Here is a 14602-nt window from a genome sequence, read left to right as displayed (position 1 = left end):
CCTTGCAACGCCCCTCCCCGCTTGCCCAACACCATAAAAAACCCAGCGGAGAGAGCACATGAAGCGTCGCAGTCTGATCAAGGCCTTTACCCTCAGCGCATCGATTGCGGCAATGGGCCTTAGCTGGAGTATCCAGGCGGCCGAGACCATCAAGGTCGGCATCCTGCATTCGCTTTCGGGGACCATGGCTATTTCCGAGACCTCGCTCAAGGACATGGCGCTGATGACCATCGAGCAGATCAACGCCAAGGGCGGGGTAAACGGCAAAATGCTCGAACCGGTGGTGGTCGACCCGGCCTCCAACTGGCCACTGTTCGCTGAAAAGAGCCGCCAGCTGCTGACCCAGGACAAGGTCGCCGTGGTGTTCGGCTGCTGGACCTCGGTGTCGCGCAAGTCGGTGCTGCCGGTGTTCGAAGAGCTCAACGGCCTGCTGTTCTACCCGGTGCAGTACGAGGGTGAAGAGATGTCGCCGAACGTGTTCTACACCGGTGCTGCGCCCAACCAGCAGGCCATCCCGGCGGTGGAATACCTGATGAGCGAAGACGGCGGCAGCGCCAAGCGTTTCTTCCTGCTGGGCACCGACTACGTCTACCCGCGCACCACCAACAAGATCCTCCGCGCCTTCCTGCACAGCAAGGGTGTGGCCGACAAGGACATCGAAGAGGTGTACACGCCATTCGGCCACGCCGATTACCAGACCATCGTCGCCAACATCAAGAAGTTCTCCGCTGGCGGCAAGACGGCAGTCATTTCCACGGTCAATGGCGACTCCAACGTGCCGTTCTACAAGGAACTGGCCAACCAGGGCCTGAAGGCCACCGACGTGCCGGTGGTGGCGTTCTCGGTGGGTGAAGAAGAGCTGCGTGGCATCGATACCAAGCCGCTGGTGGGGCATTTGGCAGCGTGGAACTACTTCGAGTCGGTGGATAACCCGGTCAACCAGAAGTTCGTCGCCGACTGGAAGGCCTATGCCAAGGCCAAGGGCTTGCCAGGCGCCGACAAGGCGGTGACCAACGACCCGATGGAGGCCACCTACGTGGGTATCCACATGTGGGCGCAGGCGGTGGAGAAGGCCAAGTCCACTGATGTCGACAAGGTACGTGAAGCACTGGCCGGTCAGAGCTTCAAGGCGCCTTCGGGCTTTACCTTGACCATGGACAAGACTAACCACCACCTGCACAAGCCGGTGATGATCGGCGAGATCCAGGATGATGGGCAGTTCAGCGTGGTGTGGGAAACCGAGCAGCCGCTGCGGGCACAACCCTGGAGCCCCTTCATTCCGGGCAATGACAAGCGGCCTGATTACGCCGTGAAAGGTAACTGAGTGTAAGGGGGCCGCTGTGCGGCCCATTCGCGGGTAAACCCGCTCCCACAGGTACGGTGCAAGGTCTGAAACCGGCGAGGTCCCTGTGGGAGCGGGTTCACCCGCGAAGAATCCAACACCGATTTCCAGGATTGCCCGCATGCTCAAAATGCTGCTCACCCTGCTCCTGCTATTACCCCTGGCCACCCAGGCCAACGAGGGCGAATTCTTCCTCACCGCCAAGCCCGCCGAGCAAGCCCGCCTGCTCGAAGGCTGGGCGGCACAACCCGACGCCGCGCGCCTGCAGCTGCTAAACAGCCTGCGCCAAGGCCGCATCACCGCCGACGACACCCGCAAGCTGCGCCTGAACAACCGCCTGCGCGGCCTGATCGACAACGCCCTGGCCAGCCACCAGCTACTCAGCGACAACAGCGACACCCGCCTGGCCGCCGCCCAACAACTGCAAAAAAGCGCCCAGCCGGCACAAATGGCCTTCCTCGACCGTCGCTTCGCTATCGAAGTGGACCCCGCCGTACACGCCGCCCTCGGCCTGGCGCTGGCCAACCTGCAACTAGGCGCCAGCGAGCCGGCCGTACGCCTGGCCGCTGTGCGCCTGCTGGGGGAAACCGGCGATCCACTGGCCCGCACGCGCCTCGAAGCGCTGCTGCAACCCGACGCGGAAACCGATGCCGGCGTGCGTACCGCCGCCGAAACCAGCCTGGCCCAGGTGCAGCGCAAGCTGTTGGTCGGCGAGCTGCTCGGCCAGGCTTTCAGCGGCCTGTCGCTGGGTTCGATCCTGCTGCTGGCGGCGCTTGGCCTGGCGATTACCTTTGGCCTGCTCGGGGTGATCAACATGGCCCACGGCGAGATGCTGATGCTCGGCGCCTACAGCACCTACATGGTCCAGGTGCTGCTGCAGCGCTACGCCCCCGGCGCCATCGAGTTCTACCCCCTGATCGCCCTGCCGGTGGCTTTCGCGGTCAGTGCCGGTGTCGGCATGGCGCTGGAGCGCACGGTCATTCGCCACCTGTACGGCCGGCCGCTGGAAACCCTGCTGGCCACCTGGGGCATCAGCCTGATCCTGATCCAGGCCATCCGCCTGCTGTTTGGCGCGCAGAACGTCGAGGTCAGCAACCCGGCGTGGCTGTCCGGCGGTATCCAGCTGCTGCCCAACCTGGTGCTGCCGTACAACCGCCTGGTCATCATCGGCTTTGCCTTGGCCGTGGTGCTGCTGACCTGGCTGCTGCTCAACCGCACGCGGCTGGGCCTGAACGTGCGGGCCGTTACCCAGAACCGCAACATGGCCGCTTGCTGCGGTGTATCCACCGGGCGTGTCGACATGCTCGCCTTCGGCCTCGGCTCGGGCATCGCCGGGCTGGGTGGCGTGGCCCTGAGCCAGGTCGGCAACGTGGGCCCGGACCTGGGCCAGAGCTACATCATCGACTCGTTCCTGGTGGTGGTGCTCGGTGGTGTCGGCCAGTTGGCCGGCAGCCTTTGGGCGGCATTCGGCCTTGGCATCGCCAACAAGCTGCTGGAGCCGCAGATAGGCGCCGTGCTGGGCAAGATCCTCATCCTTGCGTTGATCATTCTGTTCATCCAGAAGCGCCCGCAAGGCCTGTTCGCCCTCAAGGGACGGGTAATCGACTGATGAACCAGCCACTGCTTGTCACTGTTACGCAAAAGGCCGGGCCACGCCTGACGCTAGCCATCGGCACCGTCGTCGCCCTGCTGCTGGTGGCCCTGCCGCTGCTGTCGCTGCTGCCGGCGGGCCATGCCCTGCAGGTGTCGGCCTACACCCTGACCCTGGTCGGCAAGATCCTTTGCTACGCCATTGTCGCCCTGGCCCTGGACCTGGTGTGGGGCTATGCCGGGCTGTTGTCGCTGGGCCACGGCCTGTTCTTCGCCCTGGGCGGCTACGCCATGGGCATGTACCTGATGCGCCAGGCGGCCGGTGACGGCCTGCCGGGGTTCATGACCTTCCTGTCGTGGAGCGAGCTGCCGTGGTACTGGGCCGGTACCCAGCACTTTGCCTGGGCCCTGTGCCTGGTGGTGCTGGCGCCCGGGCTGCTGGCGCTGGTGTTCGGCTGGTTCGCCTTCCGTTCGCGGATCAAGGGCGTGTACTTCTCGATCATGACCCAGGCCCTGACCTTCGCCGGCATGCTGCTGTTCTTCCGTAACGAAACCGGCTTTGGCGGCAACAACGGCTTCACCAACTTCCGCACCATCCTTGGCTTCGACATTACGGCGCAAGGCACCCGGGCGGTGCTGTTCCTGCTCACCGTCGGCCTGCTGCTGGCCAGCCTGTACCTGTGCTGGCGCCTGACCCGCAGCAAGTTCGGCCGCCTGTTGACGGCGGTGCGCGACGCCGAGAACCGCCTGATGTTCTGCGGTTACGACCCGCGCGGCTTCAAGCTGCTGGTGTGGGTGCTCAGCGCCGTGCTGTGCGGCCTGGCCGGGGCGCTGTACGTGCCGCAGGTGGGCATCATCAACCCCAGCGAAATGTCGCCGACCAACTCCATCGAAGCCGCGGTGTGGGTGGCCCTGGGCGGGCGCGGCACACTGATCGGCCCGCTGCTCGGTGCCGGCCTGGTCAATGGCATGAAAAGCTGGTTCACCGTGGCCTTCCCGGAGTTCTGGCTGTTCTTCCTCGGTGCGCTGTTCATCCTCGTGACCCTGTACCTGCCCAAAGGCGTGGTCGGCCTGTTGAAGAAAAGGAGCCAGCCATGAGAGGCGTACCCCCGGTCCACCCGGAATTCATGCTGGAACCGGTATTCGACCAACTCGGCGCCGGCCGCGATGCCATCGGCCTGGGCCACAGCCGCAAGGCTGGCCTGGACACCCGCCACGGCACGGTGCTTAGCCTGGAAGACATCAGTGTCAGTTTCGATGGTTTCAAGGCGCTGAACGCGCTGAACCTGTACATCGGCGTGGGCGAGTTGCGCTGCATCATCGGCCCCAACGGTGCCGGCAAGACCACCCTGATGGACGTGATCACCGGCAAGACCCGGCCCGACAGCGGTACGGCTTATTTCGGTGACACGCTCGACCTGACCCGCATGAGCGAATACCAGATTGCCCAGGCCGGCATCGGCCGCAAGTTCCAGAAGCCCACGGTGTTTGAGGCGCTGACAGTATTCGAGAACCTGGAGCTGGCGTTGAAGGCGGACAAGTCGGTGTGGGCCAGCCTGGCAGCGCGGCTGGGCGGTGAGCAGCGCCAGCGTATCGAGGAAGTGCTGACCACCTTGCGCCTGCTGCCCCTGGCCCAGCGCGCGGCCGGGCTGCTGTCGCACGGGCAGAAGCAATTCCTCGAGATCGGCATGTTGCTGGTACAGGAGCCACAGTTGCTGTTGCTGGATGAGCCAGTGGCGGGCATGACCGATGCCGAGACCGAGTTTACCGCCGAGCTGTTCAAGGGCCTGGCCGGCACGCATTCGCTGATGGTGGTGGAGCATGACATGGGCTTTGTCGGCAGCATTGCCGACCATGTGACTGTGCTGCACCAGGGCAGCGTGCTGGCGGAGGGGTCGCTGGAGCAGGTGCAGGCGGATGAGCGGGTGGTCGAGGTTTATCTGGGCCGCTAGATCTTTAAGCCTGTGCCGGCCTCTTCGCGGGTAAACCCGCTCCCACAGGTAATGCACAAGTCTTGAAATCTGTGCGGTCCCTGTGGGAGCGGGTTCACCCGCGAAGAGGCCGGCAAAGGCACAGCAACCCTTTCAGGAACACCACCATGCTCAAGATCGACACCCTGCACCAATACTACGGCGGCAGCCACATCCTGCGCGGCCTGTCCTTCGAAGCCAAGGTCGGCGAAGTCACCTGCCTGCTGGGCCGCAACGGCGTGGGCAAGACCACCCTGCTGCGCTGCCTGATGGGCCTGGTGCCAGCCCGCGACGGCAGCATCGAATGGGAAGGCAAGCCGATCACTACACTCAAACCCCAGCAACGGGTGCACGCCGGCATCGCCTACGTGCCTCAGGGCCGCGAGATCTTCCCGCGCCTTACCGTCGAAGAAAACCTGCTGATGGGCCTGTCACGCTTGCCCGCACGTGAGGCCCGCGAGGTTCCGGCCTTCATCTACGAACTGTTCCCGGTACTGGAACAGATGAAGCAACGCCGCGGCGGCGACCTGTCCGGCGGCCAGCAGCAACAACTGGCCATCGGCCGCGCCCTGGCCAGCCGCCCGCGCCTGCTGATCCTCGACGAGCCAACCGAAGGCATCCAGCCTTCGGTGATCAAGGAAATCGGCGCAGTCATCCGGCGCCTGGCCGAACGGGGCGACATGGCAATCCTGCTGGTAGAGCAGTTCTACGACTTTGCCGAAGAACTGGCCGACCATTACCTGGTCATGGCCCGTGGCGAGATCGTGCAGCGTGGCCGCGGCGAAAACATGCAGGCCGAAGGTGTGCGCGGCCTGGTAACCATTTAATCTGCAAACAACGACCCTGCGAGACGCTGTCATGAGTTACGAAATCCGCGATGCCCTGCCCGCCGACGTGCCGGGCATCCTCGACATCTACAACGACGCCGTGCGCAACACCACGGCGATCTGGAACGAAACCCCGGTGGACCTGGCCAACCGCCAGGCCTGGTTCGAGGCACGGGCGCAGCAGGGCTACCCGATCCTGGTGGCGGTGGATGAGACCGGCGTGCTGGGTTATGCCTCGTTTGGCGACTGGCGGCCGTTCGAGGGCTTTCGCCTGACCGTGGAGCATTCGGTGTATGTGCGGGGTGACCAGCGTGGTAAGGGGCTGGGGCCGGTGTTGATGGCGGCGCTGATTGAGCGGGCTCGGGATTGCGGCAAGCATGTAATGGTGGCCGCCATCGAGAGTGGCAATGCGGCGTCGGTGCGCATTCATGAGCGCCTGGGTTTTGTGGTGACCGGGCAGATGCCGCAGGTGGGGGTGAAATTTGGCCGCTGGCTGGATTTGACCTTCATGCAGTTGGTGTTGAACCCGGGGGCTGAACCGAGCTGAGTTTGATGCTTGCAGGCATGGCCTCTTCGCGGGTAAACCCGCTCCCACAGGGACCGCACATTTCCCGAAACCTGTGCTGTACCTGTGGGAGCGGGTTTACCCGCGAAGAGGCCGGGCCTGCAACCCTCACATCTGGGTAAACCTGCCCAGCCTCTGCTTCAGCATGCTGTTCTCACTACGCAGCTGCTGCACTTCCTGCAGCAACTCCAGCGCCAGCGCCACCCCTTCCCATTCCAGCTCCAGCTCCTGGTGCAACTTCGCCGCGCGTTTGGCCAACAACGGCGCCTGATCGTCAAACAGCCAGTCCTCCGGCGTTCGCCCGGAAGGTTCGACAATGCCGTGTTCGACGATTTCGATCACGCAGTCCGCCGTGACATCGGCTTCCTGACACAAGGTACGCATGTCCAGTTGAACGATCAGGGTGCTGCTCATGATCACTTACTCCATTGTGTCCTCGGGTTGAACGCGGCCTTCTCGGAAAGCTTTGTCCACAGTTCGCGGGCAGACTCGTCGGATGCCGGTGGCATGACCACTTTCAACTGCGCGTACAGGTTGCCGCGCTCGCCGTTCTTGTTGGCCAGGCCCTTGCCCGGTACGCGCAGGCGCTGGCCGCTCTGGCTGTCGGGGCGGATGGTCAGGTTGATCTTGCCTTCCAGGGTCGGCACCGCCACCTTGGTGCCCAGCGCAGCCTCCCACGGTGCCAGTGGCACGGTGATGATCAGGTCATGACCTTCGACATCGAACAGCGGGTGCGGTGCCATGCGGATGGTCAGGAACAGGTCGCCATTGGCCCCGCCGCCACTGCCCGGCGCGCCCTGGCCCTTCAGGCGGATGCGCTCGCCGTCGGTCACCCCGGCCGGAATCTTCACGTTCAGGGTCTTGGTGGTGAAGCCGGTGCGCTGGCCCATGGCATTGGTTTGCGGCACCTGGAAGCTGATCTGCTTGGACTCCTTGCTAAGGGTCTCTTCAAGGAATACTGCCAGTTCAAGCTCCACGTCCTGCCCCCGCCTGCCGGCACTGCGTTGCTGCTGCCGGGCGCCACCGAATGGGTTGCCGCCGCGGTTGCCAAAGATCGAGCTGAAGAAGTCGGAGAAATCGCCGCCCTCGAAACCGCCACCCGCACCGCCGCGGCTTTCCCAGCCCGGTGGTGCCTGGAACGGCCGGCCATGCTGGCCGCCGTACTTGCGGATTTCATCGAACTCGGCACGTTTCTGCGCGTCGCCCAGCACCTCGTAGGCCTCGTTGGCCTCTTTGAATTTGTCCTCGGCGTCGCGCTCCTTGCTGACATCGGGGTGATACTTGCGCGCCAGCTTGCGGTACGCGGCCTTGATGGCCTTTTCGTCCGCCGTGGGCTCTACGCCAAGTATCTTGTAATAGTCTTTGAAGTCCATCTGTGGATCACCAGTGTGAAAGTGCGTGTTGCAACAGAAGATGCAGTTAAAGATAGGGGTCAAGCATAGCCTTTCAAGGCCGCCTTGGGTTTGCTCCATCGCAGACGACTGGTCTTGATTCTGTAGCCAACTGGCATACACTGCGCGGCCGTTTTGCCTCCGGAAGCTTTTTCCCCATGTCTGACGTATCCCCGGCCCGCGCCCTGGGCATCGACTTTGGCACCTCCAACTCCACGGTCGGCTGGCACCGCCCTGGCACGGAGTCGCTGATTGCCCTGGAAGACGGCAAGATCACCTTGCCTTCGGTGGTGTTCTTCAATATCGAAGAGCGGCGCCCGGTTTATGGCCGCCTGGCACTGCACGAGTACCTGGAAGGCTACGAAGGCCGCCTGATGCGCTCGCTGAAAAGCCTGCTGGGCTCCAAGCTGATCAAGCACGACACCAGCGTGCTGGGCAGCGCCCTGCCGTTCAAGGACCTGCTGGGCATGTTCATCGGCGAGCTGAAGAAGCGCGCCGAGGCCGCCGCTGGTCGTGAATTTGACCAGGTGGTGCTGGGCCGCCCGGTGTTCTTCGTCGACGAAGACCCGGCCGCCGACCAGGAGGCCGAAGACACCCTGGCCGACGTGGCGCGCAAGATCGGCTTCAAGGACGTGTCGTTCCAGTACGAGCCGATTGCAGCAGCCTTCGACTACGAGTCGGGCATCAGCCGCGAAGAGCTGGTACTGATCGTCGACATCGGCGGGGGTACCTCGGACTTCACCCTGATCCGCCTGTCGCCCGAGCGCCACCTGGTCGCCGAGCGCCAGAGCGACATCCTCGCCACCGGTGGCGTGCACATCGGCGGGACCGACTTCGACAAGCAGTTGAGCCTGCAGGGTGTAATGCCGCTGTTCGGCTACGGCAGCCGCATGAAAAGCGGCGCACTGATGCCGACCAGCTACCACCTCAACCTGGCTACCTGGCATACCATCAACGCCCTGTATTCGCAAAAGTCGCAGCTGGCGCTGGGCAGCATGCGTTACGACATCGAGGACAGCTTCGGTATCGACCGCCTGTTCAAGCTGATCGAACAGCGCGCCGGGCACTGGTTGGCGATGGAAGTGGAAGCCAGCAAGATCGAGCTGACCGAGCAAGAGAGCCGCCGTATCGATTTGCGCCGGGTCGAGCCGGAGCTGACCGCAGAACTGACCCGCGTGCTGTTCGAAGAGGCGATCGAAGGGTTACTGGAGCGTGTGCGCGGCAGTGTGAGCGAGCTGCTGGCCAAGGCTGGGGTGAGCGAAGGGCAGGTCGACACAGTGTTCTTCACCGGCGGTTCCAGCGGGATTCCGGCGCTGCGCAACAGCGTGTCGGCGATGCTGCCGAATGCGCGGCATGTGGAAGGCAATATCTTTGGCAGCATCGGTAGCGGGCTGGCCATCGAGGCGCGTAAGCGGTATGGCGTAGCCTGATCCATCTTTTTTAGCCTGTACTGGCCTCTTCGCGGGTAAACCCGCTCCTACAAGGGATCGCACAGATTTCAAGATTTGTGCATTACCTGTGGGAGCGGGTTTACCCGCGAAGAGGCCGGTACAGGTCACCCAATAATCAAACCAGCTCCGCCCGCTTCAGCTCACTCTTCAGGTAGGCATAGTAAACCGGCCCCGCCACCACCCCAGGCAGCCCGAACGCCGCCTCGAACACCAGCATCGCCAGCAACAGCTCCCACGCCTTGGCACTGATCTGCCCGCCCACGATCTTCGCGTTGAGGAAGTACTCGACCTTGTGGATGACGATCAGGTAACCCAGCGCCGCCGCCGCCACCCAGATCGACAGCGACAAACCGACAATGGTGATCAGCGTGTTGGACATCAGGTTGCCGATCACCGGCAGCAGGCCCAGCAGGAAGGTCAGCACGATCAGGGTCTTGGTCAGCGGCAGGTGCACGTCGAACAGCGGCAATACCACGGCCAGGAAGATACCGGTGAAAGCGGTGTTCAGCAGCGAGATCTTGATCTGCGCGAATACGATGTTGCGAAACGCCTGTACCAGCAGGTTCAGCCGTTCGAACAGCGCCGCCGCCAGTGGCTTGCGCCGGGAAATGTCGGGGATGCGCTGCAAGGCGATGATGGCGCCGAGGATCATGCCGATCAGCAGCGTCACGAACATGTGCGCCATGCCCTTGCCTACCAGTTGCAGGTCGCTGAGGTGGCTCTTGATCCAGTCACCAATGGCGACCTTGAACTCGGCAGCACTGGCTGGCAGGTAGCCTTCGATAAACGGCGGCAGCTGGCCACGGGCACGCTCCACCAGGGCCATGAACTTGTCCAGCGAGGCCCCGGGGTTTTCTGCCTCGTGCAGCAGGAAGCTGAAGGCACCGGCAATCAGCAGCGCCAGGGTGGTCACCACCAGCGTGCCCAGCAGCGCCACGGCCAGCCAGCGGGCGCGCTGGCCGGCGATCAGCGGTTGCAGCCGCGGGGTCAGCATATTGACCAGTTCGAACACCAGCAGGCCGGCGAGCAGGCTGGGCAGCAACTTCAGGGGCAAAGCCAGCAGCAGCCCGGCCATGACGATGATCAGACTGGCCAGGGTGATCTGGCGGGGGGTGAAAGTCATACAGCCTCGACGGCAGACAGCAGGAATGCCCGCAGTCTGCCAGCCTTGGGCCTGCAGGCATAGGCGCAGGTCATTTCTTCTTCAGGCAATCGCTCATGTACGCCTTGCGCTCATCACCCTTGAGGGCTTTGGTGGTGGCATCGGCGTTGCAGGTTTTCATCTTCTCTTGCTGGGTTTGTGGCACGTCTTTCTTCAGGCAGGTGCTCATGAAGGCTTTGCGCTCATCGCCCTTGAGGGCCTTGGTGGTGGCGTCGGCATTGCAGGTTTTCATTTTTTCCTGCTGCGCAGTGTTGGCAGCGAAACCTTGGGCGCTGAACAACACCGCCAGCGCCAGTAAGGGGATTTGCAGCACTTTCATGGAGTGGTCTCCTTGTCGCCGCGCCCGATGCACGGGATCGAGCTGAGTGTAGCCAAGAATTCTCAGCGCCCTGCCCGTGCCTGCCGGCGGTACTGCTCGGGTGTGCACTGGGCCTGGCGCTGGAACATGGCGATGAACGCCGACGCGCTGCTGTAGCCGAGGTCGAAGGCAATGGCCTGGATCGGCAGGCCGGCTTCCAGCGCCTCGATGGCGCGCAGAAAACGCAGGCGCAGGCGCCACTCGCCAAAGCTGATGCCCAGCTCACGCAGGAACTGTCGGGCCAGGGTACGTTCGCTGACGTGCACGCGGGCGGCCCACTCGGCCAGCGGGCGGTTGTCGCCAGGTTCGGCACTGAGCGCGTCGAGCACCTGGCGCAGGCCTTCGCTGTGGGCGAACGGCAGGTAGCAGGCCTGGGTGGGCGCCAGCAGCAGCTGGTCGATCAGCACCTGCACCAGGCGCTGATCGCGCTCGCTTTCGGCCACCTTGAGGTCACGCCGGGCGAAGTCGGCGAGGATGGCCTTGAGGATGTCGCTGACCATCAGGCTACACGGTTGCTGCGGCAGCGCGGTGCAGAGGCTGCGGTCGAGGTAGATCGAACGGTAGACGATGGCCTGCGGGTTGTAGCAGCCATGCGCGGTGTCGGGTGGCACCCACACCGCGTAGTGCGGCGGCGACAGGAAGCGCTGGCCGGCGGCCTCCAGGTGCATTACGCCGTGGGCGGTGTAGTTCAGCTGGCCCCAGGCGTGCTGGTGCAGGGCGCTGTGGGTGTCGGCGCCGAACTCGTCATGGCGGAAGTACACCGGGGCCGGGAGTTGGCTGAACTGGGGGATGTCGAGGTATTTGCGCTGCATGCTGACTGTTTGGCGGGGTGGGTTGTCTGGATAGGAGTATAGGCTTGTGGACGGACAGCTCATAATGGCTGCAATCGGGGCCTGCTGCGCAGGCCTTCGCGGGTAAACCCGCTCCTACAACGGTCAGCGTTGCCATGGGAAAGATCCGCGTTCCACCGGACTTGCGCGGTCCTTTGTAGGAGCGGGTTTACCCGCGAAGGGCTGCAAAGCAGCCCCATCCGCCCAAAACGAGTACCCCGCTACATGAACTACCTGTTCCCCCTCACCGCCATTCTCATCTGGGCCGGCAACACCGTGGTTACCAAGATGTCCGCCGGTGCCATCCACCCCGCCGAGATCGGCTTCTACCGCTGGCTGCTGGCCGGCCTGCTGTTCACCCCGTTCCTGCTGCCCGCCGTGTGGCGCAACCGCGCCGCCATCCGCCCGCACCTGGCCAAGGTGTTCGTGCTCGGTGTGCTGGGCATGGCGCTGTACCAGAGCCTGGCCTACTTCGCCGCCAGCATCACCAGCGCCACCAACATGGGCATCATCCTTTCGCTGATGCCGCTGATGTCACTGGCGCTGTCCATCGCCTGGCTGGGCCAGCGCCTGAGCTACGGCGCCCTGCTGGGCGCACTGGTGTCGTTCTTTGGCGTGCTGGAAGTGGTCAGTGCCGGCCACCCCGCCAGCCTGCTGCAGCAAGGCCTGAACAGCGGTGACCTGCTGATGCTGGTGGCTACCCTGGCCTACGCGCTGTACAGCTTCCTGCTGAAAAAATGGCAGCTGCGCCTGCCGCCGATGCAGCTGCTGTACCTGCAGGTGCTGGTGGCCATCATCGTCTTGCTGCCGCTGTTCCTGCTTTCGGACAAGACCGGCCTGAACAGCCACAACATCGGCCTGGTGCTGTATGCCTGCGTACTGGCCTCGATGATCGCGCCACTGGTGTGGATGCAGGCCGTGCACCGCCTGGGCCCAAGCCGTACCACGCTGTTTTTCAACCTGCTGCCGCTGGTCACCGCGCTGATCGCCGCCGTGGTGCTCGACGAGCAACTGGCCAGCTATCACCTCGTCGGCGGCCTGCTGACCCTGGCCGGCGTGGTACTGGCCGAACGCTGGACCACGCCGATCCGCCGCTAAAGCCCGGCTGCCTTGAGCCGCGCGGCGTGTTCGGTGAACAGCCGCACCGGTTCGGCGCCCTTGCCCACGGCGCCGAGCGACTGGTTGACGATGTCCAGGTGGTCTAGCGGGTAGTCGTCGCCGATCACCTGCCCCAGGTGCGAACTGAAGCGCCCGACCATGCCGTCGCAATGGCCCTTTTCCTTGACGAAACTGCGTGCGAACAGGCGGCAGAAGCGGTTGCTGCCGTCAAAGCGGTTGCGTCCCTGGTCGGTCAGGCCAGGCTGCAAGGTGCCGGACCATGAGTAGTAGCGCACGCCATTGACCTCATAGGCCCCTTCCCCGCCCCAGGTGTCTGGCAGGCCCTGTGGATAAGCCTGGTTGAACAGCGCCACCCCGGCACTGGTCAGCGACTGGTGCGAGGCATGCACATCCACCGGCAACGGGTCACGCCGCCAGCCGGTTTCCAGCCACACCAGCAGCACGGCAAAGCCATGCAACACGGCCTTGAGGATGCGCCCCTGGGGCGAGTCGCCCGGCGCCGTGCGTTCCAGGTGGTCGGCCAGCTCCGAGCCATGGTTGGGCCCTGCCACCGAAGTGACCGACGCCACCCGCCCGGGCCGCCTGGCTGCGGCATAGCGCGCACTCAGGGCGCCCTGGCTGTGGCCGATGAGGTTGACCTTTGCTGCGCCGGTGCGCTGGCAGATGTCTTCGATGATCGCCAGCAACTGCTCGCCGCGCACCTCGCTGGAATGCAGTGGTGACACCTGCACCGGGAACACCTGCGCGCCGCCCTTGCGCAAGGCCGGAACAATGCCGAACCAGTAGGGGTAGAGCACCACCCGGACAAAGCCGAGCATGCCCGGCACCAGCACCAACGGGTATCGCGTGGCCAATTCCTGCTGCATTGCCCCAGCCCTCTTCCGTGGACGATCGGCCAACACTACAGCGGCCTTCATGACCATCGCAATCGAACTCCCGGCGCGCGCTGTGGTTCCAAACCACACAGACCCTTTGCAAGGAGCGGGACCATGTACAAGCAGACCCTGGCAATCCTTCTGGCTAGCGCCACCCTGGCCGCCTGCGGCAGCCGCCCGGAAAACCCGGTGGACTACGTCACCTACCGCGACGAGCCGCTGGTCAAGCAGGTAGAGCATGGCATGACCATGCAGAAGGTCATCGCCATTGGCGGCAGCCCGTCGAACGTGATCGACCTGCCCCACGGGGGCACCTGCAACGACTACATCCTCAACCACGATGGCAAGCAGCAGCCCTACTACGTGCGTTTCGACGCCACCGGGCATGTTGATGCCAAAGGCTTCAAAACCTGCAAACAACGCGAAGAAGACAGCGAAGCCGTACGCGGCGCGTGAGTCTCTCAAAACACCCCATGACCACCCTGATGCTTTCGGAGATGAACATGAATGCTGAACTGACCGATGTGCAAACCCTGCGTGAACGTGCCCGCAAGCACGTCGAGCAAGGCGCAGTGACCGAGGGTTACCACGCCGATCGCCAGGAAATCCTGCGCCTGCTGAACGAGTCGCTGGCAACCGAGCTGGTGTGCGTATTGCGTTACAAGCGCCACTACTTCATGGCCAGCGGCATCAAGGCCAGTGTGGCGGCCAGCGAATTTCTGGAGCATGCCAACCAGGAAGCCGAACACGCCGACAAGCTGGCCGAGCGCATCGTGCAGCTGGGCGGCGAGCCGGACTTCAACCCGGATAACCTGAGCAAGAACTCGCATGCGCAGTATGTGGCGGGTAACTCGCTGAAGGAGATGGTGCTGGAAGACCTGGTGGCAGAGCGGATTGCGATTGATAGCTACCGCGAGATCATTCAGTACATTGGCGACAAGGACCCGACTTCGCGGCGCATCTTCGAAGACATCCTGGCGCAGGAAGAAGAACACGCAGACGACATGTCCGACCTGTTGCAAGGGCTGTAATCGCTGGGGGCGCTTTGCGCCCCTTTCGCGACGCAAGGCCGCTCCTACAGGGATCGCGTATCGGCAAAACTGCGCGATCCCTGTAGGAGCG

The 14602-nt window shown here is 63.8% G+C and carries 16 protein-coding genes; 10 read left to right on the top strand and 6 right to left on the bottom strand.

Features of this window, described 5'->3' with window-relative positions:
* The first annotated feature begins 58 nt into the window (after positions 1–58).
* From urtA to IAE39_RS11870, 6 genes are all read left to right on the top strand, one after another.
* A complete protein-coding gene (gene urtA, locus IAE39_RS11895) occupies positions 59–1324 on the top strand; it encodes an urea ABC transporter substrate-binding protein (protein ID WP_201202524.1) in 1266 nt (421 codons plus the stop codon).
* A 139-nt stretch (positions 1325–1463) separates the two neighbouring features.
* On the top strand, positions 1464–2951 hold the full coding sequence (urtB, locus tag IAE39_RS11890) for an urea ABC transporter permease subunit UrtB (protein WP_201202517.1): 1488 nt from the start codon (positions 1464–1466) through the stop codon (positions 2949–2951).
* Positions 2951–4030: an urea ABC transporter permease subunit UrtC gene (urtC, locus tag IAE39_RS11885; RefSeq protein WP_201202515.1), complete on the top strand. Its 1080-nt coding sequence runs from the start codon at positions 2951–2953 to the stop codon at positions 4028–4030. The genes urtB and urtC overlap by 1 nt, the downstream gene beginning before the upstream one ends.
* A complete protein-coding gene (urtD, locus tag IAE39_RS11880) occupies positions 4027–4884 on the top strand; it encodes an urea ABC transporter ATP-binding protein UrtD (protein WP_201202513.1) in 858 nt (285 codons plus the stop codon). The genes urtC and urtD overlap by 4 nt, the downstream gene beginning before the upstream one ends.
* A 146-nt stretch (positions 4885–5030) precedes the next feature.
* Positions 5031–5729 carry an urea ABC transporter ATP-binding subunit UrtE gene (gene urtE, locus IAE39_RS11875; RefSeq protein ID WP_201202511.1) on the top strand — a complete coding sequence of 233 codons (699 nt, stop codon included), beginning with the start codon at positions 5031–5033 and terminating at the stop codon, positions 5727–5729.
* 31 nt (positions 5730–5760) lie between these two features.
* Positions 5761–6276, top strand: a complete 516-nt coding sequence (locus tag IAE39_RS11870; RefSeq protein WP_201202509.1) for a GNAT family N-acetyltransferase — start codon at positions 5761–5763, stop codon at positions 6274–6276.
* 126 nt (positions 6277–6402) lie between these two features.
* On the opposite strand, the gene IAE39_RS11865 is transcribed toward IAE39_RS11870, so the two are convergent.
* Both IAE39_RS11865 and cbpA read right to left on the bottom strand, forming a co-directional pair.
* Positions 6403–6708, bottom strand: a complete 306-nt coding sequence (locus tag IAE39_RS11865; RefSeq protein WP_201202507.1) for a chaperone modulator CbpM — start codon at positions 6706–6708, stop codon at positions 6403–6405.
* 2 nt (positions 6709–6710) lie between these two features.
* On the bottom strand, positions 6711–7667 hold the full coding sequence (gene cbpA / locus IAE39_RS11860) for a curved DNA-binding protein (protein WP_201202506.1): 957 nt from the start codon (positions 7665–7667) through the stop codon (positions 6711–6713).
* A gap of 176 nt (positions 7668–7843) precedes the next feature.
* Here cbpA and IAE39_RS11855 point away from each other — a divergent pair, with 176 nt between their 5' ends.
* Entirely contained in the window at positions 7844–9115 is a 1272-nt protein-coding gene (locus IAE39_RS11855) for an Hsp70 family protein (RefSeq protein WP_201202505.1), read from the top strand.
* Positions 9116–9251: 136 nt separating this feature from the next.
* On the opposite strand, the gene IAE39_RS11850 is transcribed toward IAE39_RS11855, so the two are convergent.
* The 3 genes from IAE39_RS11850 to IAE39_RS11840 form a co-directional block, all read right to left on the bottom strand.
* The gene (locus tag IAE39_RS11850) at positions 9252–10259 is read right to left on the bottom strand and encodes an AI-2E family transporter (protein WP_201202504.1); all 1008 of its coding nucleotides are present in this window, start codon (positions 10257–10259) and stop codon (positions 9252–9254) included.
* A 70-nt stretch (positions 10260–10329) separates the two neighbouring features.
* Positions 10330–10617 carry a PsiF family protein gene (locus IAE39_RS11845; RefSeq protein ID WP_016501850.1) on the bottom strand — a complete coding sequence of 96 codons (288 nt, stop codon included), beginning with the start codon at positions 10615–10617 and terminating at the stop codon, positions 10330–10332.
* A gap of 62 nt (positions 10618–10679) precedes the next feature.
* Entirely contained in the window at positions 10680–11468 is a 789-nt protein-coding gene (locus IAE39_RS11840; RefSeq protein ID WP_201202503.1) for an AraC family transcriptional regulator, read from the bottom strand.
* A gap of 243 nt (positions 11469–11711) precedes the next feature.
* On the opposite strand from IAE39_RS11840, the gene IAE39_RS11835 reads away from it, so the two are divergent.
* On the top strand, positions 11712–12584 hold the full coding sequence (locus IAE39_RS11835) for a DMT family transporter (RefSeq protein WP_201202502.1): 873 nt from the start codon (positions 11712–11714) through the stop codon (positions 12582–12584).
* On the opposite strand, the gene IAE39_RS11830 is transcribed toward IAE39_RS11835, so the two are convergent.
* Complete coding sequence (locus IAE39_RS11830) at positions 12581–13471, bottom strand: esterase/lipase family protein (RefSeq protein WP_201202501.1); 891 nt, start codon at positions 13469–13471, stop codon at positions 12581–12583. The two genes, IAE39_RS11835 and IAE39_RS11830, sit on opposite strands and share 4 nt — an antisense overlap.
* Positions 13472–13594: 123 nt before the next feature.
* On the opposite strand from IAE39_RS11830, the gene osmE reads away from it, so the two are divergent.
* The gene (gene osmE / locus IAE39_RS11825) at positions 13595–13936 is read left to right on the top strand and encodes an osmotically-inducible lipoprotein OsmE (RefSeq protein WP_201202499.1); all 342 of its coding nucleotides are present in this window, start codon (positions 13595–13597) and stop codon (positions 13934–13936) included.
* Positions 13937–13983: 47 nt separating this feature from the next.
* Positions 13984–14511, top strand: coding sequence for a ferritin-like domain-containing protein (locus IAE39_RS11820; RefSeq protein ID WP_201202497.1), 528 nt, complete (start codon positions 13984–13986; stop codon positions 14509–14511).
* Positions 14512–14602: the final 91 nt, after the last annotated feature.

Origin of the sequence: Pseudomonas sp. S37 (genome assembly GCF_016658545.1) — a bacterium.
Taxonomy (GTDB): Bacteria; Pseudomonadota; Gammaproteobacteria; order Pseudomonadales; family Pseudomonadaceae; genus Aquipseudomonas.
This window is presented reverse-complemented; position numbering and strand designations above follow the sequence as displayed.